At 65.6% G+C, this 25265-nt stretch carries 22 protein-coding genes and 1 tRNA gene; 8 read left to right on the top strand and 15 right to left on the bottom strand.

Annotated elements, in window-relative coordinates; genetic code table 11:
* Positions 1-92: 92 nt before the first annotated feature.
* Together BOS5A_RS01615 and BOS5A_RS01610 are read right to left on the bottom strand one after the other, a co-directional pair.
* On the bottom strand, positions 93-902 hold the full coding sequence (locus BOS5A_RS01615) for an undecaprenyl-diphosphate phosphatase (protein ID WP_151953485.1): 810 nt from the start codon (positions 900-902) through the stop codon (positions 93-95).
* A gap of 34 nt (positions 903-936) precedes the next feature.
* A complete protein-coding gene (locus BOS5A_RS01610) occupies positions 937-1884 on the bottom strand; it encodes a complex I NDUFA9 subunit family protein (protein ID WP_151954446.1) in 948 nt (315 codons plus the stop codon).
* Between the two features lie 126 nt (positions 1885-2010).
* Between BOS5A_RS01610 and BOS5A_RS01605 the strand changes: the two genes are divergently transcribed.
* The 3 genes from BOS5A_RS01605 (at position 2011) to BOS5A_RS01595 (ending at position 3893) form a co-directional block, all read left to right on the top strand.
* Positions 2011-2097 (top strand) — tRNA-Leu (locus BOS5A_RS01605).
* A 173-nt stretch (positions 2098-2270) separates the two neighbouring features.
* On the top strand, positions 2271-3494 hold the full coding sequence (locus tag BOS5A_RS01600; RefSeq protein ID WP_151953484.1) for a tyrosine-type recombinase/integrase: 1224 nt from the start codon (positions 2271-2273) through the stop codon (positions 3492-3494).
* Positions 3495-3527: 33 nt separating this feature from the next.
* Entirely contained in the window at positions 3528-3893 is a 366-nt protein-coding gene (locus BOS5A_RS01595; RefSeq protein ID WP_151953483.1) for a hypothetical protein, read from the top strand.
* On the opposite strand, the gene BOS5A_RS01590 is transcribed toward BOS5A_RS01595, so the two are convergent.
* The 13 genes from BOS5A_RS01590 to BOS5A_RS01530 form a co-directional block, all read right to left on the bottom strand.
* Positions 3871-4071, bottom strand: a complete 201-nt coding sequence (locus BOS5A_RS01590) for a helix-turn-helix domain-containing protein (protein WP_151953482.1) — start codon at positions 4069-4071, stop codon at positions 3871-3873. The two genes, BOS5A_RS01595 and BOS5A_RS01590, sit on opposite strands and share 23 nt — an antisense overlap.
* A gap of 3 nt (positions 4072-4074) precedes the next feature.
* Entirely contained in the window at positions 4075-4290 is a 216-nt protein-coding gene (locus BOS5A_RS01585) for a DUF2274 domain-containing protein (protein WP_151953481.1), read from the bottom strand.
* 1 nt (position 4291) lies between these two features.
* Positions 4292-5494, bottom strand: a complete 1203-nt coding sequence (locus BOS5A_RS01580; protein ID WP_151953480.1) for a TrbI/VirB10 family protein — start codon at positions 5492-5494, stop codon at positions 4292-4294.
* The gene (trbG, locus tag BOS5A_RS01575; RefSeq protein ID WP_151953479.1) at positions 5491-6420 is read right to left on the bottom strand and encodes a P-type conjugative transfer protein TrbG; all 930 of its coding nucleotides are present in this window, start codon (positions 6418-6420) and stop codon (positions 5491-5493) included. The genes BOS5A_RS01580 and trbG overlap by 4 nt, the downstream gene beginning before the upstream one ends.
* Positions 6417-7229: a conjugal transfer protein TrbF gene (gene trbF, locus BOS5A_RS01570; protein WP_151953478.1), complete on the bottom strand. Its 813-nt coding sequence runs from the start codon at positions 7227-7229 to the stop codon at positions 6417-6419. Before trbF ends, trbG begins: the two co-directional genes overlap by 4 nt.
* Complete coding sequence (trbL, locus tag BOS5A_RS01565; protein WP_151953477.1) at positions 7229-8530, bottom strand: P-type conjugative transfer protein TrbL; 1302 nt, start codon at positions 8528-8530, stop codon at positions 7229-7231. Before trbL ends, trbF begins: the two co-directional genes overlap by 1 nt.
* 115 nt (positions 8531-8645) lie before the next feature.
* Positions 8646-9392, bottom strand: coding sequence for a P-type conjugative transfer protein TrbJ (trbJ, locus tag BOS5A_RS01560; RefSeq protein ID WP_151953476.1), 747 nt, complete (start codon positions 9390-9392; stop codon positions 8646-8648).
* A 4-nt stretch (positions 9393-9396) separates the two neighbouring features.
* Positions 9397-11835: a conjugal transfer protein TrbE gene (gene trbE / locus BOS5A_RS01555; RefSeq protein WP_151953475.1), complete on the bottom strand. Its 2439-nt coding sequence runs from the start codon at positions 11833-11835 to the stop codon at positions 9397-9399.
* Positions 11829-12116, bottom strand: coding sequence for a VirB3 family type IV secretion system protein (locus tag BOS5A_RS01550; protein WP_151953474.1), 288 nt, complete (start codon positions 12114-12116; stop codon positions 11829-11831). Before BOS5A_RS01550 ends, trbE begins: the two co-directional genes overlap by 7 nt.
* Complete coding sequence (locus tag BOS5A_RS01545; RefSeq protein ID WP_151953473.1) at positions 12113-12454, bottom strand: TrbC/VirB2 family protein; 342 nt, start codon at positions 12452-12454, stop codon at positions 12113-12115. The genes BOS5A_RS01550 and BOS5A_RS01545 overlap by 4 nt, the downstream gene beginning before the upstream one ends.
* Positions 12451-13440 carry a P-type conjugative transfer ATPase TrbB gene (gene trbB / locus BOS5A_RS01540; RefSeq protein ID WP_151953472.1) on the bottom strand — a complete coding sequence of 330 codons (990 nt, stop codon included), beginning with the start codon at positions 13438-13440 and terminating at the stop codon, positions 12451-12453. Before trbB ends, BOS5A_RS01545 begins: the two co-directional genes overlap by 4 nt.
* Positions 13437-13853, bottom strand: coding sequence for a CopG family transcriptional regulator (locus BOS5A_RS01535; RefSeq protein WP_151954445.1), 417 nt, complete (start codon positions 13851-13853; stop codon positions 13437-13439). Before BOS5A_RS01535 ends, trbB begins: the two co-directional genes overlap by 4 nt.
* A 2-nt stretch (positions 13854-13855) precedes the next feature.
* Positions 13856-15892, bottom strand: coding sequence for a conjugal transfer protein TraG (locus BOS5A_RS01530; RefSeq protein WP_151953471.1), 2037 nt, complete (start codon positions 15890-15892; stop codon positions 13856-13858).
* Positions 15893-16438: 546 nt separating this feature from the next.
* On the opposite strand from BOS5A_RS01530, the gene BOS5A_RS01525 reads away from it, so the two are divergent.
* From BOS5A_RS01525 to BOS5A_RS01505, 5 genes are all read left to right on the top strand, one after another.
* On the top strand, positions 16439-16618 hold the full coding sequence (locus tag BOS5A_RS01525; RefSeq protein WP_151953470.1) for a hypothetical protein: 180 nt from the start codon (positions 16439-16441) through the stop codon (positions 16616-16618).
* On the top strand, positions 16615-17868 hold the full coding sequence (locus tag BOS5A_RS01520) for a DNA cytosine methyltransferase (RefSeq protein ID WP_151953469.1): 1254 nt from the start codon (positions 16615-16617) through the stop codon (positions 17866-17868). Before BOS5A_RS01525 ends, BOS5A_RS01520 begins: the two co-directional genes overlap by 4 nt.
* Complete coding sequence (locus BOS5A_RS01515; RefSeq protein WP_151953468.1) at positions 17868-19133, top strand: NotI family restriction endonuclease; 1266 nt, start codon at positions 17868-17870, stop codon at positions 19131-19133. Before BOS5A_RS01520 ends, BOS5A_RS01515 begins: the two co-directional genes overlap by 1 nt.
* A 286-nt stretch (positions 19134-19419) precedes the next feature.
* The gene (locus BOS5A_RS01510; RefSeq protein WP_199857165.1) at positions 19420-22083 is read left to right on the top strand and encodes a PD-(D/E)XK nuclease family protein; all 2664 of its coding nucleotides are present in this window, start codon (positions 19420-19422) and stop codon (positions 22081-22083) included.
* Positions 22080-25244 carry a UvrD-helicase domain-containing protein gene (locus tag BOS5A_RS01505; RefSeq protein ID WP_151953466.1) on the top strand — a complete coding sequence of 1055 codons (3165 nt, stop codon included), beginning with the start codon at positions 22080-22082 and terminating at the stop codon, positions 25242-25244. The genes BOS5A_RS01510 and BOS5A_RS01505 overlap by 4 nt, the downstream gene beginning before the upstream one ends.
* Positions 25245-25265 lie beyond the last annotated feature (21 nt).

Here is a 25265-nt window from a genome sequence, read left to right as displayed (position 1 = left end):
ATACGTAAGTTATACTGCCATTGTTTTCACGTAGTCATGCGTGACGATCTCTTGGACAGCGAGGACCACGAGGAATTATAACCGCTATGGTCCTATCTCAAGGCTAACGCGATCAGCGCGACGATGCCCGCGCCGATCCTATACCATGCAAACGGCACGAACCCGTGCTTGCTGACGAACCCGACGAACCACTTCACCACCACGATCGCGACGATGAACGAAACCACGAACCCGATCGCGATCGAAGTCAGGTGCGCGTCGCCAAGCTCGTGCCGCCCCTTCCACAGCGCGAGCGTCGTCGCGCCGAGCATCGTCGGGATGGCGAGGAAGAAGCTGTATTCGGTCGCCGTCTCCCGGCTGACCCGCATCGTCCGCGCACCAAGGATCGTGGCGCCCGAACGGCTGACCCCCGGGATCATCGACAGACATTGGACCACGCCGATACCCAGCGCGGTGCGCCAGCCCATCGTCTCGACGCTCTCGGTATCGGGCACGGGCGCGGTCTTCTCGATGAACAGGATCGCGATGCCGCCGACGATGAGCGCGATCGCGACGACCAGCGGGCCGACCGTCGGCGCCTCGAGCACCGCCTTGATCCCCTTGTAGGCAATCGCGCCGACGATCGCCGCCGGCAGGAAGCCCAGCAGCACGTTGCGGGTGAAGGCGATCGCGCCGGGATCGCGCACCATCAGCCCGGACAGCACCTTCATGAAGCGCCCCCAGAACAGCACGACGATCGCGAGGATCGCGCCGAGCTGGATGACGATATCGAAGGTCGCATCGGCCTGGGGCAGCCCGAGCAGCGCGCCGGCCAGGATCAGGTGCCCGGTCGAGGACACGGGCAGAAACTCGGTCACGCCCTCGACTATGCCGAGGAGGATGACGATCAGCAGATCGGTCACGGGCGTTTGCTACTTTCGCTGGGGGGAGGTGGGGTCAGGCGGCCGCGTCGATCGCAGCGCGCGCACCGAACCGGCCGGCGCGGCGATACTGGACGAGCCAGCCGGGCGCGACCGCATCCAGCGGGGTCGGCGTCACGCCGAGCGTCGCCAGGTCTTCGGCCCCCGGCGACACGACCGTGTCGTGCTGGAGGAGCTTCCACTGGTCCGACGAGATGGGCGCACCCGGCAGAAAGCCTAGCGCCGCAATAGCGCCACCTGCCACATCGGGTAGCGGCGCAAAGCGCGGATGCCGCCCGATCGCGTCCGCGATCCACTTATGGAGCTGCATCATGGTCAGCACATCAGGACCGCCGAGTTCATAGAGGTGCCCGCCGCGCGCATCCGGATCGGCCAGCGCCGCGACACACGCATCGGCCACGTCGCCCGCGAAGACCGGCTGGAACCTGGCGCCCGGCTTCAGCACCGGAACCACCGGCAGCGTCGCGATCATCCCGGCGAAGCGGTTGATGAACTGGTCCTCGCGTCCGAATACCGTCGCGGGCCGCAGGATCGTCGCGCCAGGAAAGGCCGCACGCACCGCCGCCTCGCCCTCGCCTTTGGTGCACGCATAGCGCGAATCGCCGTGCGGATCGGCGCCGATCGCGGAGATGTGGACCAGCGCGCTCGCCCCCGTCTGCGCCGCCGCCTTTGCCACCGCCTCGGCGCCTGCAACATGGATGCGCTGGAGATTGCCGGTGAAGCTGCCGACGAGGTTCACCACCGCGTCCGATCCCTGCACCGCGCGGGTGACGGTGTCGGGCCGGGTCACGTCGGCCGCGACGAACTGCGTCTGCCCGAGCCCGCCGAGCGGCTTCAGATACCAGGCCCGGCGCGGATCGCGCTCCGCCACCCGCACCCGCGCGCCCTGCGCCAGCAGCGCCTGCGCAATGTAGCGCCCAAGGAAGCCGCCGCCCCCCACCAGTGTGACAAGCCTGTCCTTCATCGCGCCCTTCTTTCGGATCATGAGCGGCCGGCCGTTTCGCCGGCGAATACGCGTGAGGCCTGTGCCCCCGATACGCCCTGTTGACAAGGCCGCGCCCGCTCCCCTACAGGCGCCGGCCTACCCCGTGCCCAGATGGCGGAATTGGTAGACGCACCAGCTTCAGGTGCTGGCGGTCGCAAGGCCGTGGAGGTTCGAGTCCTCTTCTGGGCACCAACGGCTGTTCCGGCAACGTCCGGGATTGTCCAGCAAGCGGCTGGTTTTCCAGCACTTTTTCAGAGAGAATCGCCGAATGGAATCCGGGTTCATCCACCCGGAACCATCGGCATACCATCAACTTTGATGGTGTTTTTGATGGTTCCGGCGAGCCCTTTGGAGCTGGCACCATCATGGCACTGAATCACATCCAGATCACCAACGCGAAGTCCCGGGACAAGGCTTACAAGCTGGCCGATTCTGACGGGCTGTATCTTTTCATCCAGCCGAACGGCGCGAAGCTGTGGCGCATGAACTACCGGCACCTCGGCCGGCAGAAGACGCTCTATTTTGGCGCCTGGCCCGAAGTGGGGATCGCGGCGGCACGCCAGCAGCGCGACAAGGCGCGGGAACAGATCGCAGCCGGCCTCGACCCCGCTGCCGAGAAGCGGATCGAAACCCTCGCGCGCAAGGTCGCCGCCGACAACACCTTCAAGACCATCGCCGAGGAATGGGTAGCCAAGAACGAACGGGAGGGGCGCGCGCCGATCACGCTCGACAAGATTCGCTGGCTGCTCGGCATGGCCTACCCGATGATCGGCACTCTACCGATCTCCAAGATCACGCCACAGGAGGTCCTTGCCGTCCTGCGTAAGGTTGAAGCGACCGGCCGCTACGAGAGCGCCAGGCGGATGCGCAGCGTGCTCAGCCGGGTGTTCCGATACGGTATCGCGACCGCACGAGCCGATCGCGATGTCGCAGCCGACCTGCGCGGCGCCCTCATCACGCCGAAGGTCCAGCACCTAGCGGCGATCACAACGCCGAAGGAAGCTGGCGGGCTCCTTCGCGCGATCGAAGGCTATACCGGTCACGAGATCACCGCCATCGCGCTTCGGCTGTCACCGCATCTGTTAGTGCGGCCGGGCGAACTGCGCAGTGCTGAATGGACGGAGTTCGATACGCAGGGAGCCGTCTGGTCGCTCTCGGCAGAGAAGATGAAGATGCGGCGGCCGCATCGAGTGCCGCTCTCGCGTCAGGTGCTCGAATTGCTTGAAGAGCTCCACGCTTTGACGGGCGACGGACGATTTCTCTTTCCGTCTTTCCGCTCGCCAAAGCAGTGCATGTCGGAAAACACCGTCAACGCGGCGCTTCGACGGCTCGGCTACAGCCAGGAAGAAATGACGGCGCATGGCTTCCGAGCGATGGCCGCGACCCTGCTCAACGAGATGGGGATCTGGAATCCGGACGCCATCGAGAAGCAGCTCGCTCATCTCGATACCTCAATGGTCCGCCGCGCCTACACCCGTGGCGAGTATTGGGATGAGCGTGTCAAGATGATGCAGCACTGGTCGCACTATCTGGAGCAGCTACGAGACGGCGCAAAAATTCTTCGGCCGCACTTCGGCGTCCGACGTTAGCTCGCTAGCGACTTGGGCAATTGCGAGGATACCATGACGAGCGATCTCGACCGATATGAAGCCGCGAAGAAGGCGTTGGACGGATTGATAGCTGAGATCGCTCAGATGTCCGTGCGCGCCGCGCACGACATCGGCGTTGAATTTGACGTCGATGATCCTCGGGTTGCCAGGTGGCTCATGCTGACCACATTTGAAGGCATGTTCATGTCGTCCGCAAAGACCACGTCGCGGGATTTGCTGACGATGGCTGAGAAAGCCTCGGAAGGCGAAAGCAGGCGCACCCTTCGCAGGAAAAAGAAAGGCGAGCGGCGGCGACCGCTTGTGACATGGGATCATCTGGTCGCGTGGGCGGATGCCGACGTGGCAGAAAGGCCATCTATCCGCCCGTCAGCGCCTTGAGGCTTTTGTATAGGATCAAGGTCGATCGGCCGACCTTGACGGTTTCAAGATCGCCAGACTGGATAAGCTCGTAAAGGCGCGAACGGCTGATCCCGGTGAGTTGAACCGCAGTCGATATTCGGACCGAAAGAGGCTCGATGACGACGGCGTCAGACTGCCGCTCTGTGGGGCGGGTCATATCTCACCCCCGTCCTCTGTTGCGCGTGAAGCTTCTGTCGCTGTCCAAAAAGGCGGCGAGCATCGCAGGGATCAGTTCGACCACCGGCTCGTCGCGGCCATAGGTACTGGCGTAGAGCGCTGCGTATTCGGTGAGTGCTTGATGCAAATCCGGCATGACCGAGATGTTGAGCTTCACCGGATTGCGATCCGGAAGCTGGGGCAGCTTGAGGTCAGCCATTTCAACGCTCCTTCTCGCGCCAAGGCGCAAGGATGAGATCCTTGTGGACGACAAGCCTGACGGTTGCGCCGGGCCGGATCGTGATCGTCGGCTGGATGTTGAGGTTTCGCGAGGTCAGCTGATCGCCCGCCCGCGACACATTCTGCTGCGTCGACTCCCGGATCGCCTGGACAAGATCACTCTCGCCACTGACGGTCATCTCCGATCCGACGCCGAGCAACGTCGCGAGCGCGACGCCTTTGAGCAGCGCCCAAGTGTGGAAGTCGACCTTGTCCTGAAGGCCGGCGTAGCCCGATGCATCCGTCGCGGGCACATTGTCGATCCGAAGCGAACTGCCATCGGGCAACATGATCCGCTGCCAAATGACCAGCGCGCGCTTCTGACCAAAGGCCACAACGCTGTCGTAGCTACCGATGAGCCGCGACCCTTGGGGGATGAGCAGGATACGCCCGGTGGGACTGTCGAACACCGGGCTTGTCACCTGCGCCGTCACAAGGCCGGGCAAGTCTGACCGAAGCCCGGTGATCAGGCTCGCCGAGATCACGCTGCCCGCGGAGAGGAGGTACGGCGAAGGTGCGACCGCCAGCGTGTGCGGATTGACGTCGCCGCTCCGATCGAGGGTGCCGACGAATTGGGCCTTTCGCCCCTGCGCGTTCGGATCGCGATCCGGATCGAGTGCCGGGCTGGCCGTTCCTGTCGATGCCGGGGTTGGGATTGCCGTGGCATCGGACGCCGGCGTGGGCGCCGATGTCGTGCGTCCCTGGACCAGGACACCGGACTCTCGCGCAGCTTTCAGTTCCGCGAGCCGGCGGTCGCGCTCCTGCGCCGCCGACTGGCCGGCGGCATCCACGCTCGAACCGGTCTCCGCAGCCATCTGACGCTGGTGCTCGAGAATTGGCCGACCGAGGTCCCCCGGTAGCGGCGGGCCGAGTTTTGGAACATCGCCGTAGGTCGACGGCAATCCGTTCAGCGAGTCCGTCGAGGGCCGATTGCTCGGTTCGGACAGTTCCTGCCGCTCGGCTATCGAGCCGAACACGCGCGGTTTGAGAGCGACCCAGGCAACCGCCATCAGGCTGATCGATCCAAGCGCGGCAATGGCGACGATGACGCCTCGGCGGAAGCGGATGGCGCGCGCCGGCCTTGCCCGGATCGCCAGCGTCTCCGGATCCACTTTCGGGGCGGGCGCAATGACGGCCTCGGTCATGCGCGCTTGCCCTTCCGGGCCTGACGACCTTCGGCGACACGGGTGATGCGAACGATCTGCTGCTTCTTCGTGCCGAGCCGGAGTTCCGCTGCCTCGAATATCCGATCGACGACATAGTAGCGGCCGCGGACGCGATAGTTGACCAGTTCGGCTTCGCCGGTCGGCCCGACGATGAAGAGCGGGGGCGCATCGCCAACTGCAAGGCTGGCAGGAAACTCGATGAAGGTCTGCCGGCCGTCGTCGAAGGCGCGCAGCGGTCGCCATGCCGGCTGGTCACCGCTCACCGTGTAATTGAAATGCAGATTGTCGACCGCGAGCCCTTCCGAGATCGGCGCCGCTGCGGCCGCCTGCTCGGCAGCACGTCTGAGCGCAATCAGCTGATCGGCAGGATAGGTCCAGGACAGCGCAGCCATGGCGGTGCGCGACGTCGCGGTGAGCTGAAGGTGATAGCTGCGCCGATCGGTTGTAATGATTATGTTCGTCGCAAGTCCCGAGGCGAACGGCTTCACCAAAATGTGCGTGCGCTTGTCGGCGCCGGCCCCGCTCGTCGTGTCGCCAATGACCCAGCGGACCGTGTCGCCGGCAGCGACCGCTACGAGATTCTCTCCCGGTTGAAGGGCGATATCGGTGACGGCGCCGGGCGCGGTGTAGACTTGGTAGATTGTGCCATCAGAGAAGGGATAGACCTGCACGGCGTTCACGAAAGCCTGCGCCGTCGGTTGCTGCGTCGCTGCGCGATTGGCTGTTGCCACTCGTGCCACCGCCGGACTGACCGGCCTTCTGACCCGTGCATGACGGACGGGCGGTTTCGGGGTCGATTGCTTGTCGGCGGCGACGGGCGCTATCGGTGACGGTGCCGCCGCATTCTGGGCGGCGGCGGAGGTGACGCAAAGGGCCAACGCCGATGCGGCTAGGATCATCTTCATGGACGGGTCTCCGTGCTGGGCTGCGCGGGCGCAGCGAGGTTGGGATCGAGCGGCGATCCGAGCGGCAGGGCGGCGGGCACCGGCGGCGTGGAGGTCGGCGGCGCGGATGGGCGCGGCTGCTGTGGCGGATCGAGCTCGCGGCTCCAGTTGACCGCATGGACATAGACGCCGAGCGGATTCCGGCGGAGCGTGTCGGCATCGCTCGGCGGCTTCATCGCGACCGTGAGGATCGCGGTCCAATGAGATGTCCCCGCTTCGGCGCCGCGCTCGTAGGCGGTCTCGGTCCATTTGACCTGGAACGAGCGATCGGACGCGCGCACCACGCTGGTGACCTGCACCGAGACCGTCTTCTCGCCGATATTGGCGAAGGGATCGGCGCCGCGCGCGTAGTCCCCGAGGAACTGGGCGCCCCGCTTGGTGGTGAAGTCATAGGCCTCGAGCCAGTTCTGCCGTGTCAGGACCGGATCGAGCGACCGCCCCCGAACATGCGCGATGAAGTGCGACAGGTGCCAGGCGATCTGGGGATCGGTCGGGTGATAGCCGGCCTCGGCCTCGGTGATCGCGCGCGCCTCGCCGAGCCGATCGACTTCGACGACGTAGGGTGTCACCCGGCTTTGCATCGACTGCCAGACGACACCTGCGGACAGGCCGCCGGTTAGCGCCAAGCAACCGAAGGCCATCAGACGCCAGTTTCGTGCCTGTACTCGCGCGGAGCCGATGCGTTCATCCCAAATCTGGCCTGCACGCTGGTACGGAGTCTCGGGTTCGGGGGTTCGTCCATAGCGCTGGACGGCGCGCTTGAAGATCATCAGTCGTCCCTTTCCTTGATGTCGGGGGTGGCGGAGGCGCCGCCGCGATCGCCTTGCTGGAGGGTGTGGAGGGCAATCTGACGATGGTGGCGGGCCGTCTGCTGATTGCGCATGTCGCGAGCCCAACCGGGTGCCCCGTCGTCGGCCGCGGCCGAAGAAGCAGCATCGCCGCCAGTGCGATTGAGCGCCTTCCACGCGGCAGCGCTCCCTTGCGAGGCCGCCTCGCGGAGGCCGAAGGCATTGGAAACGCGATCACGCGCGGCATTCCCTGCGGCCCGTGCGACGCCGCCCAGGCCTGCGCCCATCGTCGGCGCTGCGGCAGTTTCCTTGCCCAGCGTATAGGCGGTCGAGGCGGCCGATCCCATTGAAGTACCGGCGCGAACGGCACCGAGTGCAGCGCCGCCGAGGGCGCGTGCGCCTCCGACGGCCGCACCGCCTGCGAGCATTGTGATTCCGGCGGCACCGACAGTTGTGCCAAGCGCTGCGCCCGCACCCAATTGCGGGGCGCCCGAGACCAGGCCCGACGCGATGCCGGGGCCGAAGATGCCGAGGCCGAAGATCGTCAGGCTGGCGAGCGTCAGGCTCATGGCTTGCGCGATGTCGGGCTCCTGGCCCTGCAAGGCGTTGGTGAACTCGGTGAAGAAATTCGAGCCGATGCCGACGATGACGGCGAGCACCATCACCTTGATGCCGGATGAGACGACATTGCCGAGCACGCGCTCGGCAAGGAAGCTAGTGCGATTCCAGAGTGCGAACGGCACGAGAATGAAGCCGGCCAGCGAGGTCAGTTTGAACTCGATGATCGTCACGAACATCTGCACCGCGAGGATGAAGAAGGTGATGATGACGATCGCCCAGGCAAAGAGCAGCACGGCGATCGTCAGGAAATTGTCGAAGAAGGTCGTGAACCCCATCAGCTGCGACACCTGCTGGAGCAGCGGCCACGCCGCCGAGAACCCAGTCCCGGCCAGGCGCCCCGGCTTCAGAAGATCGGCGGCGGTCAACGTGCCACCGCCCGCGGTAAGACCCGCCTGCGCGAAGGAGCGAAAGATGATGTCGCCGAGCGTCGAGAAGCTGTTCAGGATGAACGCGAACGCGCCGATGTAGAGGATCTTCTTGAGAAAGCGGCCGATGACGTTGTCCTCGCCGCCCAGCGCCCAGAAGAGCCCGGCCAGCGTGATATCGATGCCGATCAACGTGACGGTGAGGAAGCGGACATCACCGCCCAGCAGCCCGAAGCCGGCGTCGATGTAAGTGATGAACGCCTGCATGAAGCGGTCGATGACATTGAGATCGTTCACGTCGGACAAGTCCTGCGAGAGGAGAGATGCCGCGGGGCGAGACCGGGGGAGCGAGGCCCCGCCCCGCGGCGGACGGCGACGGGAGGCGGACCGCCGCCGCCTCGACCGGCCAGGCCTACTGGGGGGTGTAGGCGGTGCCGGAACCGAGGAACTTGGTGGTCGCTGCCTGGGCGTCGATCTGTGCCTGCGCCTCCCGGGCGCGTTCGATCGTCTCGGCGCGATATTGCGCGGCCATCATGTTCTGGATCTGGAATTGCTGCTTGGCGGACAGCGCAAGCAGCTGGTTGGTCGCCTGTTGTGCCTGCAGCGCCCCTTCGGCACCCTGGCTCTTGGCGACGATCGATGCGAGCGTCTGCGCATCGGCCTGGACGTTTTCGGCGACCTGCGCCTGCACCGTCATGGTGTGCTGGTAAGCGGTCATCGCGGTATCGAGCCGGCCGCGCGCCGCGATCACCTGGTCGTTCAGCCGAAGCGCTTGTCCGAAGCTTTGCGGGAAGAGCTGGCGGAACTGCTGGTCGAGCCCGGAAACCTGGAGCCTGATACCCTGCGCCTGACCCATGAGCCGGTCGATCTGCTGGAGCGTCTGCGTCAGCGCCTGGAGCTCGGGGAAGTCGATCCGCGTCAGGTTCTTGGCCTGGTTGATCAGGCTTTGCGCCTGATTCTGGAGCGACTGGATCTGGTTGTTGATCTGCGTCAGCGTCCGCGCAGCGGTCAGCAGGTTCTGGCTGTAATTGCTCGGATCGAACACGGTCAGTTGCGCATGGGCCGGCGTCGTCGTCAGGCTCAGGCCTATGGCGAGCGAGCTGGCGGCGCTCAGACCGAGCGCGCTCGCGATCAGATATTTGCTGGTGAAGAAACGCATCACATTACTCCTTTGCTTGGTGGGCGGGGAAATCGGGGAGAAGGTCGGCAGCCCATTCGAGGCCGGCGGCGCTCAGGAACCGCGCCGCAAAGTCCGCCTGACCGCCATCGGCGATCATCGCGTCGATCCGCGTCTGCGTGGCCGGATCGGAGGCGCCGCACAGCGCCAGCGCGACCGGCCCAAGGCCGAGCTCGAAGAGCCGGTTGCCGCGCGCGGATTGCAGATAATATTGCCGCTTGGGGCTCGCGCGGCTGATCAGCTCGATCTGCCGGTCGTTGAGGCCGAACCGCTCATAGGCTTCGCGGCTCTGCGGTTCGATCGCGCGGTCGTTGGGTAGCAGGATGCGCTGCGGGCAGCTCTCGATGATGGCCGGCGCGATGCTGCTCGACGCGATGTCGGCCAGGCTCTGGGTCGCGAACAGCACCGCGACATTCTTCTTGCGCAGCACCTTCAGCCATTCGCGGATGCGCGCGGCGAACAGCGGATGATCGAGAAAGATCCACGCCTCGTCGAGGATCAACAGGGTCGGTCGCCCATCGAACCGCTCTTCGAGCCGGTGGAAGAGATAGGTCAGCACCGGCGCGACCACGCCCGCTTGCCCCATCAGCGCCTCGGTCTCGAAGCATTGGACATCGGCAAAGGCGAATTGCTGTTCGGCAGCGTCGAGCAGCCGGCCGTAGGGACCGTCGAGCGTGTAGGCGCCAAGCGCAGTTCGAAGCGCATTCGACTGGAGCAGCAAGGTTAGGCCAGTCAGCGTGCGCTCTTCCGCCGGCGCGGACGCCAGACTGCCGAGCGCGGACCAGACCGCATCCTTGACCTCGGGAGTGACCGCGACCTTCTCGTGCGCGAGCAGTGCGGCAATCCATTCGGCCGCCCAGCTCCGCTCCGTGGAATCATCGATCCGGCGAAGTGGCTGGAACGCCAGCGTCTCTCCCGCGTCGGCTCCCAATCCCAGCGCGTGATGCGCGCCGCCCATCGCCAGCACCGCGGCGCGTGCGGAGAATCCCTTGTCGAAAATGTAGACCTGCGAGCCCGCGTATCGCCGGAACTGAAGCGCGATCAGCGCGAGCAGGACGGACTTGCCGGCGCCGGTCGGCCCGACCACGAGCATGTGTCCGACGTCCCCGACATGGGTCGACAGGCGGAACGGTGTCGATCCGGCGGTGCTGGCGTGGAGCAATGGCGGCCCGTCGAGATGGGCGTTGCGCGCCGGTCCCGCCCAGACCGATGACAGCGGCATCAGATGGGCCAGGTTCAGCGTGTGAACGAGCGGCTGGCGGACGTTGGCATAGGTCTGACCGGGCAGCGACGAGAGCCACGCCTCAACGGCGTTCACGCCCTCGCGGATTGTCGTGAACCCCAGCCCGTTGACGATCCGCTCGACCTGGCGAACCTTGTCTTCTACGCCCGCGCGATCGGCGTCGGTCACCGTGATGGTCGTCGTCAGATATCCGAACGCGACATGGTCGCCGCCCAGAACCTGCAGCGCGAGGTCGGCATCGACCACCTTGTTGTCGGCGTCGGTGTCGAGCAGTTGCGAGGGCTGGTTGTACATGATCTCGCGCAGCAGCGCGGTGATCGACTTGCGCTTGTTGAACCACTGGCGGCGCAGCTTGGTCAGCGCCTTGGTCGCATCGCTCTTGTCGAGCGCGATGAAGCGCGTCACCCAGCGATAGGCGAAGTCCTGATGGTTGAGCGCGTCGAGAATGCCGGGACGGCTCATGCTCGGAAAGCCAAGCACGGTCAGCGTGCGGATGTGCTCGTCGCCGAGCCTTGGCTCGAGACCGCCGGTGAGCGGCGTGTCGGCGAGCAGCGCGTCGAGATAGATCGGCGTCTCCGGGACGGCGACACGATGCCGGCGTGAAGAAATCGTCCCGTGCAGAAACGTCAACGTCTCCGCGTCATCGAGCGCGCGCACCTCGGGCATGAAGCTCGCAAGCAGGTCGAGCGCGCGATCGCTCTCGGCGATGAAGCTGGAAAGCGCACCATGCCAGTCTCGACCCTTGTCGGCATCCGGACGTTCGACCAGCGACCGCCCCGCCGCCTCGGCGCTGTCCGGCGTCGGGAGCCAGGTCAGCGTCAGATAGTAGCGGCTCTCGTAATGCTCGCCCTCGGCCATGAAGTTGGCGGACCGTTCCTGATCGACCAGCCAGGACGCCGGGTCGGAAAAGGAGCTGTCGGGATAAGCGGACGCCTCACGCCGCTCCGCTTCGAAGAACAAGGCCCAGCCGGTGCCGAAGCGCTTGAGCACGTTGTTGGCCCGCGCGCAGGCGGAGATCAGCTCGGCTTCGGTCGCGGATTCGAGATCGGGACCGCGAAATCGCAGTGTGCGCTGGAAGCTGCCATCCTTGTTGAGGATGACGCCGGTTGCGATCAGCGCCGCCCAGGGAAGATGGTCCGCCAGTCGGTCGGCTCGGTGGCGGTATTCGGCAAGGTTCAGCACGAGAAATAGCCCTTCTGGCGGAGGTGGCGGATCAGAACGGGTGCGAAATCAGGGTCGCGGCGCGCTGCGAACACGGCGATGCTGTGCCCGACCGCCCAGAGCACCAGGCCGGCAATCCATTGCTGGAGGCCGAGCCCGACCGCGGCCGCGATCGTGCCGTTGACGATCGCGATCCCGCGCGGTGCGCCGCCGAGCAGGATCGGCGAACCGAGGCTCCCGTGGATGGGAGCCTCGTAGCCTTCCAGATGCTGAGCGCCGTGAAAGGAATTTGGACCGATCACGCGATCAGCGCTCCACCGCCGAAGCTGAAGAAGCTGAGGAAGAAGCTCGACGCCGCGAACGCGATCGACAGCCCGAACACGATCTGGATGAGGCGCCGGAAGCCACCGCTGCTTTCGCCAAACGCCAGAGTCAGGCCGGTGACGATGATGACGATGACGGCGACGATCTTGGCGACCGGCCCCTGCACCGATTCCAGAACCTGCTGGAGCGGCTGTTCCCAGGGCATTCCCGACCCTGCCGCCTGCGCGGAATTGTTGACGGCGAGGGTCAGCAGACAAGCGGCGCCGACGAGGAAGGTTGAGCTGCGGGACGGTATCTTGGCAAGTTGCACGGTCATTCTCCTTGGGGGTTGGCGGGGTTGAGGAGGTCGGCGAGCGCGTAGCTTCCTGTGTCCGGGTCGAGCCCGGCGACGCGCGCAATGCTGGTGATCCGGCGCTGGAGGCCGCGGCCGGAGATAAAGACGATAATGTCGATTGCTTCGGCGATCAGCCGGCGCGGCACGGTGACCACCGCTTCCTGGACCAGGCCTTCAATGCGATAGAGCGCCGACATCGCGCTATTGGCGTGAACGGTGGCGATGCCGCCCGGGTGCCCGGTGTTCCAGGCCTTGAGCATGTCGAGCGCCTCGGGGCCGCGAACCTCGCCCACGATGATGCGGTCGGGACGCAGCCGCAAAGTCGAGCGGATTAGGTCGGCCATCGTCACTATGCCGGGCCGCGTGCGCAGCGCGACCGTATCAGCGGCCGGGCTCTGCAACTCGCGCGTGTCCTCGATCAGGATGACGCGCTCGTCGACCCAGGCCATCTCGGCGAGCAGCGCGTTGGCGAGTGTTGTCTTGCCCGAGCTCGTGCCGCCAGCGACCAGGATGTTGTAACGCTGGGTGACGCAGGCCTTGAGACGATCGGCGGCGGCTTGGCCCATGATGCCGTCGGCGACATAGTCGTCGAGGCTGTAGAGCCGCTCTGCGGGCTTGCGGATCGAGAAGCACGGCGCGGTCGATACGGGGGGCAACACGCCTTCGAACCGTTCGCCAGCGCGGCCTTCGATGTGGGGCGGCAGCTCTGCCGACACGATCGGCGCGTCGCCATGGACCTCGGCGCGAGCGTGGGACGCGACGAGGCGGATGATCCGCTCGACCTGGGCGCAATCCATGCGGACAGTGGTATCGGTGCGGCCTTCGCCGAGCCGGTCGAGCCGCAGCGCCCCGTCGGGGTTGACCATGATCTCGATGACGCGGGGATCGGCAAGCGCTTCGGCGATTGCCGGCCCCATAGCCGTGCGCAGCATTGCGCGGCGGCGCTCCGCGGAAATGCCGGCGGTCACTGGCCGGACTCCGCGGCGCCGGCGAACCCGTCGGCGATTGTCCGTCGTCCGGCGGCGACTTGCCTGCCGACCTGCGCGATGAAGGCCTCGAACCGCTTGGCCGCGAGCGCGCGGCCCGCATGATCGTTCTCGGCGAGCGGAGCCTGGATCGCCAGTTCGTACCGGACAAACAGCGCCAGTGTCTCGATCTGGATATGGCCATCGCGCTCGAGCCTGCCGATCGCGGCCGTCATGCGATCGAGCCGGAGGGCGAACCTGTCTTCGAGTTCCGAGGCGCCGCGCCGGTTCAACCAGGCCGTGACGGCGTCGGTCAGGATCGCCGACTTGGACGCGCCCGGCTTTGCGGCGAGGGCTTCAAGACGGTCGCTAACCGGCTTGGGGAGGAACAGCTGGTGACGGACTTTCTCGACCACCATCACAGGTCCAGCTGCAGGTCGCCGGGCCGATGATCAGCGGCGTCGATCGCGTAGACGGTGCGTGCCGTGCCCAGTGCGCGCGCCTGATCCATGGCGCGCTGGTCGGCTGCGACATCATCGTCATCCGCGCCAAGACCGAGCGGGTCGGCAGTGGTCGGATCGGGCGCTGACGGACGATCAAGTTCCTGGCCGGGATGACGGGCCTGTTCGAGCCCACCGCCGTTATCGCTGCCATCCTCATCGCTCGCGGCGCCGAGACGCGCATCAATCCCACGGACGATGCCGGCCCAGTCATCCGGCCGCGAGGCTGGTCGATCGACATAGTCGCCGGTAGCGAGAGCCGGTGGAGGCAATACGCGCGCCTTGAACGCCCCGTCCTCGAAATAGCGCAGTTTTGTCGCCCGGATCGGCGGTGTGCCGGCGACGAGGACCAACTCATCGGTCGCGGGCAGCTGCATGACCTCGCCCGGCGTCAGCAGCGCGCGAGCGGTCTCCTGCCGGCTGACCATGACATGGGCGAGCCAGGGAGCGAGACGATGCCCGGCATAGTTGCGCATTGCGCGCTGCTCGGTCGCGGTCCCGAGGGCATCGGAGATGCGCTTCGCGGTCCGCTCATCGTTGGTCGCGAACGCCACTCGAACGTGGCAGTTGTCGAGAATGGCGTTGTGCTCGCCATAGGCCTTTTCGATCTGGTTGAGGCTTTGAGCGATCAGGAAGGCGCGCACGCCGTAGCCAGCGAGAAAGGCAAGGCTCGTCTCGAAGAAGTCGAGGCGGCCGAGCGCCGGGAACTCGTCGAGCATCATCAGCAGCTTGTGCCGAGCGGCCGCGTTGGCGCCGTGCTCGGCGTGCAGATGTTCCGTCAGCCGGCGCCCGATCTGATTGAGCACGAGGCGGATCAGCGGCTTGGTGCGGCTGATGTCCGAGGGCGGCACCACGAGGTAGAGCGAGACCGGCGACTGGCCTTCGACGAGATCGGCGATCCGCCAGTCGCAGCGCGATGTGACCGTCGCGACCGTCGGATCGCGGTAGAGGCCGAGGAACGACATGGCCGTCGACAGGACGCCGGACCGCTCGTTCTCGGACTTGTTGAGCACTTCGCGCGCGGCGGATGCGACAACCGGATGGACGACCGGCGCTTCGGCGGTCCCGAGATGGTTGGTCGTCATCATTCGCCGCAGCGTGGCGGTGAACGGGCGCTGCGGATCGGACAGGAAGGACGCGACGCGGGCGAGCGTCTTCTCCTCCTCGGCATAGAGAATGTGCAGGATGGCGCCGACCAGCAGCGAATGGCTCGTCTTCTCCCAGTGGTTGCGGCGTTCCAGCGCCCCTTCCGGATCGACGAGGACGTCGGCGATGTTCTGGACGTCGCGGACCTCGTCGGTGCCGCGACGCACCTCGAGCAGCGGATTGTAGCGCGCCGAGCGTGCGTCGGTCGGATTGAACAGCAGGCAGTGCGAGAAGCGCTGGCGCCAGCCGGCGGTCAGTTGCCAGTTCTCGCCCTTGATGTCGTGGATGACGGCCGAACCGGACCAGCCGAGCAACGTGGGAACCACCAGGCCCACGCCTTTGCCGCTCCGGGTCGGGGCAAACGCCATGATATGTTCGGGACCGTCATGCCGAAGATAGCGCGGCCCTGTCCGGCCAAGGAAAACGCCCGCTTCCGTGAGAAGCCCGGCCAAGCGGATATCCTTGGCGATTGCCCAGCGAGCGGACCCATAAGTGGTGACGTTTCGCCGCTGCCGGGCGCGCCACAAGGAACCGAAGATCGCCGCAGCGCATCCGGTCAGGCCGCTCGCGGCTGCGATCGCGCCCGCTTCTTCGAAAATCGTCGGTGCGTAAGCCTCGAACGAAAACCACCAGCCGAACAGCGCCCAGGGGGCATAAATCGGACGCCCGAACGCGACAAACCAAGGCAGACCAAGCTCGGGCTGGTAGGCAAGCTCGGCGGCAGCCCATTGGGTTGCGAACCACACGCCTGCCAGTACGATGGCGAACACGACAATGATCTGTCCGATGAGTAATTTGGTCGGGGTCATGCGGGCCTCCGCCCGCACCAGAATCAGTCTGCGCGGGCTCGGCCGCTAAAGTCTGCTGATCACGCCGAACGCGTCAGAGCCTGATTAGGGACGCCAGATACGTTTTCACGGCCCGCCGGACAGCGGGGATGGATGCAGGACCCTCACCAACTTCCGGAAGTGGGCCGTGAGCTGCCTGTCAGGTTGTCAAGCGCGCCAGCCGTGGAAGCGCACCTTCGTTTAGTCGGCGACTGAAGCTGCCAAGACCCAGGTATAGACGCTTAGGGGCATCAGACAGCTCCCGGAGCCAGACGGTCATTCATACACATTGCGTGGCCAGTTTTATCCGCCGCTAAGGCCATGCGACCAATTGTGGGTGGGACAGACGGAAACGACAGCGCTTACCACCTGACACGGGAACTTTGAATTGCCAACGGAGCGCTATAAACGAAATGTTCCATTTATGTTCTTGACGGATCAGGCGCAGAAATGCACACTCTTACTCACTTGTGAGCAAGGAGTGGGCTTGGTATGGCATATTCCGTAGGTGCCGTTGGGGGACCGGCTATGACGAAGAATGCGCGCGTGCATGTGCTGTTGCCCGATGCGGAAAGCGATCGGTTTGAGGCCTATTGCAAGGTTAAGGGTTATAAGAAATCGACGCTGATCGCCCGGCTCATCCGGGAGCATCTCGATCGCGAGCGATTTGCCGTTCAGCAAGAGCTGTTTCGGGGACCGCAGGCATGAGGTCGCGTTATCTTCTGGCCCCGCCATCCCCGCGCGAGAACCGGCTCACGGCCGTGGATTTGTTTTGCGGGGCGGGCGGCTTGACGCTCGGTCTGGCCAATGCGGGGTTCGACGTGGTGTTCGGCTCTGACATCGATCCGGCATGCGCTTTGACCCACGCACGCAATTTTCCGCATATTCCGTTTGTCCAGACCGATGTCAGCAAACTGAGTGCGCGGGAAATCATGGATCGCACCGATCTTGATGTCGGTGCACTCGATCTCTTGGTCGGTGGGCCGCCGTGCCAAGGGTTCAGTATCATCGGCCAGCGTGAAATTTGGGATCCCCGAAACGGCCTTTTCAAACATTTCCTCAACGTGGCGACCGACCTTCAACCGCGTTGCGTCGTCATCGAAAATGTCCCCGGGCTCGCTACCTTAAATGGCGGCGCTGTCCTGGGAGAGATTGGTCGAGCCTTTCGCGAAGCCGGCTACCGGGTCGAGTGCGCTGAGCTGCTGGCCGCGCAATATGGCGTGCCGCAGATGCGCTGGCGGATGTTCTTTATCGGCTGGCGCCTGGATCAGCCCATCGATGGCGGCTTCCCGCTCCCTACACATGGACGCCGTGGCATTGGCGAACTCGTGCCCAATCGGACGATCGCTCCGGTCGATACCGAAGGGTTCGTGTCAATCGAGGCGGCAATCGCCGACCTACCGGCGATCGCGGCGGGAGGCTTCCAGTCAACCTACGACAGGAAGCCCAAGGGCCCTTACCAGCTTGCCATGCGCAGCGGATCGACGGGCTTGCACAATCACTATGCTGCGCGGCTATCTGAAGCCAACATCGCGCGCATCAGCCTGCTGAAACCCGGACAGGACTGGCGCGATCTGCCGCATGATCTGCTGCCGCCCGGCATGCAGCGCGCGCACCGCAAGGATCATACGCGCCGCTATCGCCGCATGCAGTGGGATGGTGTCGCACGCTCGATTATCACGCGTTTTCGTGATCCCAAGTCGGGCGAATATACGCATCCCGACCAGCACCGCACGATCAGCATCCGTGAAGCGGCCCGCATACAGAGTTTCCCGGACTGGTTCGTGTTCGAAGGCAATCATTCGCAGCAGTACGACCAGGTGGGGAATGCAGTTCCGCCGTTGCTAGGCAAGGCGGTTGGTGAATCGCTGCATGCGCTGCTGAGCGGCAACGCGCTCGATGGCACCGCACGCGTTCGCTCACGGTATCGCATTCCCGAGCTGGTGGCGGCTGAATAATGTCGGGGAAGCGATCGGGCGCACCCGGGAATTTCGTCAGCGAATGGTTCGGTCACCGGGTTCATCCCACGGTGATCACGACCTCAGATTCTGTCGCCGATCAGCAAAGCGAGCGTTGCCCGTTTCTCAGCGACGCGACCAACGAGACGCGCCAGTGCATCAAGGCCGACGCGGCGCGCGGCGTCTGTACGATCAGTAGCGTGAGTAACGGACCGCGCCAGGATTGGCTCGTCTGCCCGTACCGGGCGCTCAGCGACAACCTCGTCAAGCAGGCAACCCGCCAGTTGTTCGCGCTGTCGCCAGACATCGATCCCTATGTCACGCCGGCGCTCACGCTCCGACATAACGATGTGCGCGAAGATATTGCGACCCGCCTGAACGCCGGCCAGCCGGTTTTCATCTATTTCGACAAGAAGACGAGCGGTGAACTCTCTATCCCTGCGACCGACCAATCTCCGGAATTCTCATTCGACGTGACCATCGTCGAAATGACGATGGAGAATGGCCATCCGCACATCGGGCGGTTCGGTATTCTTGAGATACAGACGATGGATTTCCACGGCTCATACCGCGATGCCGTGCGTAACCTGCGCGAGGGGTTGCGCATGCATCCCACCAACTTCGGCAAGACCGTGCAGGAGAATCAATGGTGGCTGTCCGAGGGTGTCGAAGGGCCCAATATCGCCAATGTGTTCAAACGCACATTCTACCAGATGATGTTCAAGTTTCAGCTTGGCCATCACGAGCGCTGCGCCGGTTGCGTGCTCGCCATCCCGACTTCGGTCTGGGATAGCTGGCAACGCCATCTCGGATCGCCGGTGCTGACCGATGCCGGCGATGGTACGGTGAGTCTGCTTGCGCCTGGCAGAAAACGGCAAGATCCGTGTCCAGCTTGGATCTACGTCTTCGAACCCGATGTTGCGTCGGGTGCGACCCCATCGCCAATCACCACCCGCGCCATGATAGGCACGGACGCGGCGGCGATCTCGCACTGGGCGCTGGAGGTGGCACCCGCGGCGGCCTTGTCCAATATCGATTCCGAATTGGGCTTGCTTGCCGGGCTGTCGCGACGCCTGAAACGCTTTTGGCCGGAGCTTGCACGCACGGTGATGGCCGAGGTTGCTACCACGCCATCGGCGGTGCGCACGGCGAAGAAAACCAGAACACCTGCCGATACCGAGATTCCCTTGACCGAGGCCGAACGGCTCTCCGACTATCGCGGCCCCAGCGAAGGCGCGGTTTCGGGCGACGCGTCAGACGTCTGATCGAAGCGAAGGGGCGACTTCATGGCGTAGCGCTCCCGCAATCGGGCGGAAAGACGGGAGGTTTTCGATCACGATGCGAAACGTTGCCGCCCTTACCCGTCAAAAAAGACTGCAGGATCCAGTGCGGCTTTCCGATCGGTGTAATCCGCTTCGCTTAGACTTGAATGAAACCGGTGGTCAGGTCGCGCTCGCTTTGCTCCCAACTGACCCGAGTCCGATCGGACACGAAGCCGGTTGCGCCTAGCGCTATCGAACTGACATGCTTCCCTTGGGAGGGAATATTGAGATGGACGTAGTGTTTGGCCTTTGGGCAGATGGCGGCGCCAGCCCCGATCACGGCGGCGAGGGGCCCGGGGCGCTAGGCCAGCCCGTCGTAGGCCCGGTGGGCCTTGTCGATATCCTTGAGACGGCCGTAGGCTTGGGCGGTCCGCACCGCCCCCAGGTGGTACGGATCGCTGCATTCCAGTCGACTCTTGAAGCGCTCGAAGGCGACTATTTCTGGTCTCGCTCGCTCGCCATGGATCCTTGGGCTACGGCGCGAACCCTCCTTGGCTGGCGCGACGAGCTCGTCGGCCTCGGATGGCGTGGCGACGCATCCTGGTGTGGTGAACGGCTTACCCAGCTTGCCATCGCCTCCACATCGGCGACGGATCTCGCTCCCGGCCTTGCTGATCGCATCGCCGCCATTCTCGCGAAGCTTGGCGGATTGACCACCTCGCCGATCACTCGCCTCCGTCTGATCGATTCCGCTCACCTGCTCCCATCTCCGCTACGTCGCGTTGTGGAGCGGCTGCGAGCCCTCGGTTGCATCGTGGAGGACGTGGGGATCAGTACCGCTGCCGCGCCAGCCACATCGCTCGGCCGCCTGCAGAGGTGGATCGTCGATGGCATCGTACCCGAGCCCGGTGCTGACGGCTCCGTGACCTTGGCAACCTCGGCAAGCGAGCCCCTCGCGGCCGAAGTACTGGGTCAGTGGTTCGCCGGTCAGGACGGCGAGGTGGCGCTGGTCGCGCAGGAAGGTGATACTGACCTCCTCGACCACGGGCTGAGTGCAATCGGTCAACCGCGTGCTGGCCGGAGCCGGTCGTCGATCCACCGTGGTTCCCTTCAGCTCTTGCTGCTGGCCTTCAGAGGGTCTTGGGCACCCTTCGATCCTCAGGCGCTGATGGAGCTGCTGATCTTCCCGGCCTCCCCCATCGCCCCGCGCGCAGCACGGCGGCTCGCCTCTGCCCTCGAACAGGCGCCCGGGCGCGGCGGCCCCGAATGGATTGAAGCATGGGAAGCGATCGCCACTGCCGAGCGCGAGTACGCCGCAGGCGACGCCGACGCCCTTGCCGCCGTCGAGCCCAGGCTGGCGCGGTGGCGGGAGTGGACTGAGCTGGAAATGGCGGATGCGGCCTCCGGGATGCCGCTCGCCCAGGCGCTCGGCATCTGCGAGCGCGTAACCGCATGGGCGGTCCGCCGCTACGCTGCCACCGGCGACCTGCTCTATGCCTCGACGTCAACATTGTCGGGCGAGGTGCGTGCGGCGCTCGCAGCGCTTGGCCGAGATCTTGTGCCGCGTCTCCTGGTCGAGCGGGTGATAGACCAAGCGTTGGACCCAGGGCACCCGAACCCCGGCTCACAGGCCGAGGCCGCGCGATGGCGCAGCGTCCCCCATCCGGGTGCGATTTGGGCGCCGAGGGACGCGGTGGTCTGGTGGAATTTTTCCACGACGCGCGAGGGCGCCTCGCGCTCGCCGTGGACCGAAGCTGAGCGGCAGGAGCTCGCGGCCGCAGGCTGTCCCGCCGACGACGTGACACTGGCCGCCCGAGCCGCGAGCGCCGCCTGGGAGCGATCGGTCATAAACGCGCGCGAGCGTATCGTCTTCGTCTCGGGCGGGCCGGGTTGTGAGGCGGACGAGATGGCGCATCCGCTCGCCCATCGCCTGAAACCTGCGCTGGACCGTATCGCGTCGCTGGTTGCCCTCGAGGCAGCGTTGCGCGGGCCGACACTCGAACTCGCGGGTACGACCATCGAGCGCCGGGCCATCGAGCCACGAGCATTGCCCGTTGCGCAATTCGCCTGGTCCGTGCCCAGTGGGTTTTCGGCGCGAGTTGCCGACACGGCGGAGTCCGCGACGTCGCTGGAGAATCTCTTCTCCTGTCAGCTTATGTGGGCCCTGCGGCATGTGGCTCGGCTCCGTCCCGGCCGCGTCCGCTCGATTCCCGATGCCAATCAGCTGCTGGGGAATCTCGCTCACGCGATCGCCCGCGAGGTGTTCGCGCCTGGTGATCCACCGGGACTGGCGGAGGCTGAGCAGCGCGCGACCGCTCTCCTCGAGGGACGAATCGACCAGCTGGCAGCGCCGCTCCGACACCCGGAGTTCGCCGAGGAGCTGAACTCGGCGCGCCGGCGACTCCCTGCGGCCATGGCCAGTCTCGCCAGCTGCCTCGCGGAGAACGGTCTGACGGTAGAGGCGACCGAGCAGCAGGTCAGCGGTACTTTCGAGACTCTGCTCGCGATGCAGGGGTCGGTCGACCTCGTCGCCCGTGACCGCTCCGGAAACGCCGTAATCGTGGACCTGAAGTGGACGCGTAGCGACCGTTCGCGTGTCGACGAGCTTGCAAAGGGCCGTGCAGTCCAGCTCGCGACCTACGGCGCGCTGGTCTCTGGCGGCGGACCCTACCGGGCTGGCTACTTCCTGTTGAACCAGCGGCAGTTCCTGACCTTGGTCGGCAGCGGCCTCGTTGGGCGACCCATCGAAGGGGCACGCTCCTTTCCCGACACCTGGGCCGCGATCCTCGCGGGTTGGCGGACGTGGCGGGCGGGAGCGGAGGCAGGGACGATTCTCGCGACAGGCGTCCAAGGTGTTGAGGACAGCATTCCCGCCGAACTGGGCATCACCCGCGATGTGCACTGCGGGTGGTGCGACTATGCAACGCTGTGCCGTGTCAGGGGGCTCGCATGACGGAGGTTGGCGTACAGAACAGGGTCGACACGATCATCGCGAGCGCTGGCACCGGCAAAACCTTTCGCCTGGTCGAAGAGATTGTGGCGGAGGTCATGGGCGGCATACCGCCGCACCGTGTCCTCGCGACAACCTTCACAAAGCGCGCCGCGGCGGAGCTCTCGGGACGTATCCGGGCCCGGTTGATCGAGGGCGGTCGCGCCGATCTCGCGGCCGCGATGCTTTCGGCGCGCATCGGCACCGTGAACTCAGTGTGCGGATCGCTGATTGCCGAGTTCGCGTTCGAGCTCGGACGGTCCCCGGTCGCCGAGATCATTGCCGAAGATCGTCAGGCGGCGGTGTTTTCCCGCGCCGTGGGCGTCGTGATCGAGGAGAGTGGCCCGGCGATCGCGCAGGTCGCCGAGCGCTTTGGCCTGCAGGCGCGCAGCTACACGATGCATGGCAGGACTATCAGGGGATGGCATGACGAGGTCAGGCGCGCCGTGGACCTTGCGCGCTCTAATGGCATAGCCGCCGACAGGCTCGCGCATTGCGCCGAGCGCTCGGCAGCGAGCCTTGTCGCGCTCTTGCCCACCGCGGCGGCGGGCGAAACGGACGACGCCCTCGATCAAGCGCTCCGCCTAGCGCTCGAGGCGTGCATGGTCGAGGTCGAGCGTGGCCGTGCAGGTCTGAAGGCCACGACGCTCTCCAAGGACGTCCCCGTCGTGGAGAAGACCCTGCGGACGCTGGCGTCAGGCGACAGGCTGCCCTGGTCGGACTGGGCGCGGCTCACCAAGCTCGGCGCCACCAAGGCCGACGCGGGCCTGTTCACGGCAGTGATCGCCGCTGCGGCTGCCCATCCTCGTCATCCCGCGCTGAGAGCCGACATCCGTCGCTATCTCGAACTTGTGTTCGACTGCGCAGCGCGGTGCATGGAGGCATATGCTGCGCACAAGCGTGCGCGAGGATTGCTCGACTTCGTCGACCAGGAAATGCTTGCGCTCGAAATCATCTCCGACCCGGCGAATGGCCCGCGACTGCGCGAGCTGATCGGTGCCGTTTTCGTCGACGAGTTTCAGGATTCCAGCCCGATCCAGATCGCCATTTTCACCGCGCTTTCGCGCATTGCCGGCCGCAATCTCTGGGTCGGTGATCCGAAGCAGTCGATCTATGGTTTCCGCGACGCCGACCCGGCGCTCACCACGGCGGCGGCGGCGGCGATCACCGCAGCATCGGGCGGCGGGGTGGCATATCTGCGCCGCTCCTTCCGGACACGGCCACAACTGGCGGACTTCGTGAACGCCGCGATTGCCCCGAACATGCTGCGGGTCGGCATGGCCGAGGAGGAGATCTGCTTCGAGGGATGCGCACGGACTGAGGATCCCGCATTCCCGGCCGCCCTTTCCTTCCTTCCGATGACGGGCAAGCGGAAGGACGAGCGCACGGCGATGCTCGCCAGCAGGATCGCCGGCCTGCTCGCCGACCCCGCCGGTTGGCCGGTCACCGAACGGAGTGGTGCGACGCGCGGTGCGCGCGGCGGCGACGTGGCGGTGCTTTGCCGCAGTAATGCGCAAGTCAGCGATCTCGCGGCGGCGCTCGCGGCGCACGGCGTCCGTGTCGCCGTCGAGCGCTCGGGACTTCTCGATCAACCTGAGATCGAGTTCGCGCTCTCCGCGTTCCGCTGGATCGCCGACGGCAGCGACACGCTCGCGCTCGCGGAGCTTGCCCGTCTCGGCACAGACGGCGAAGGCTGGTTCGCCGCCGTTTTCGAAGCCGACGCACGCGCGGGCCTCGTCGCCCAGCTCCCGTTCGCCGAAGCGCTCTCGGTGATCCGCGAGCGTGCGCCGCAATTGACGCCAGCCGAAGTGCTCGACGCGTTGCTTCACGCAGACACTGTCCTCGACACAATCCTGCGCTGGGGCGAGGCCGAGCAGCGCCTGCAGAATCTTGAGGCACTCAGGGGTTTGGTCGAGGGCTATCAAGAGGAACAGCGCGCGGAGCGTCAGGCCGCCACGCTGGCCGGCGCCTGCGCATGGATCGCGGACCGCGACGATGCACGCCAGCCCGAGAGTACGCATCCCGACGCGGTCAATATCATGACCTACCATGGTGCAAAGGGCCTCGAATGGCCCGTCGTGGTCTTGGCCGAGCTCGACGCGCCGGCGCGCGGGTCACCGTTCGGGCTGACTGCCGAGGATGAGGGTTCACCCAATTGGGACGCTCCACTTGCTCGACGGGTGCTGCGTTACTGGCCCTGGCCCTATGGCGAGCAGCAAAAGGACGTTGATCTCGATGTGAGCGCTCCGGTCAGCCCGCAGGGGATCGCCGCGATCGCCGCCGAACGGCTGGAGCGCACGCGCCTGCTCTACGTCGGCATGACGCGCGCGCGCGACCATCTCGTGCTTGCCACGACCGGTGGCGCCCTGCCGTGGCTCGACGAGCTTACGGACGACGCGGGTTCGCCTCTCATCGCGGACGTAGGCGCGGCGGTGACCGTCGCCGCCGAGCGCTTCCCGGCGCGGCCCTGCGCCGAGGTGCTGCAGCCTGCCGAGGAGGCAGCGGAGACCGTGATCGAATACGGCCGTCCCACGACGGCGCGTGTCGCGCATCCGCCGCTACGGCTACGGCCGAGTGACGCGGTCCTGAAGGATGCCGGGGTGGTCGTAACGGGCACGGATGGGCTCGGCGCGCGTATCCCGCTGGTAGGCAATCCGGATCTGCAGCTGCTTGGCGAGGCGATTCACCGATTCCTCGCTTCCGACGACCCAGGCGCTGGCCTTGAGGTGCGGACGTCCGAGGCGGAGGCCGCGCTCCTGCGCTGGGGCGTGCCCCATGTGGCGCCGGCGGATCTGGTGACCATCGCCGATCGCCTTCACACATTCGTTGGCACGCGGTTCGCGGGCGCGACCGCGCTCCGCGAGTGGCCGGTGCACGCGGAGGACGGCCTGCAGGTGCTATCCGGTCGCCTCGACCTGCTGGTCGATCTCGGCGACGGCTATGCAATCATCGACCATAAGAGCTTCCCCGGCTCGGTCGCGCTCGACGAGGAGCGCCTGCGCGCCTTCGCGGGTCAGGTCTCGGTCTACGCCCGCGCGATCGAGCGCGTCACCGGGCGGACGCGCTTCGAGTATTGGGTGCACCAGCCGATCGCCGCGGTCATGACACGGATCGAGATCCGCTGACCCTGGGATTGGGCGATCGGC

The sequence above is a fragment of the Sphingomonas sp. EC-HK361 genome, assembly GCF_902498785.1.
Lineage (GTDB): Bacteria > Pseudomonadota > Alphaproteobacteria > Sphingomonadales > Sphingomonadaceae > Sphingomonas.
Note: the sequence above shows the minus strand (reverse complement) of the source record. Positions and strands in the feature narration are given on the sequence as shown.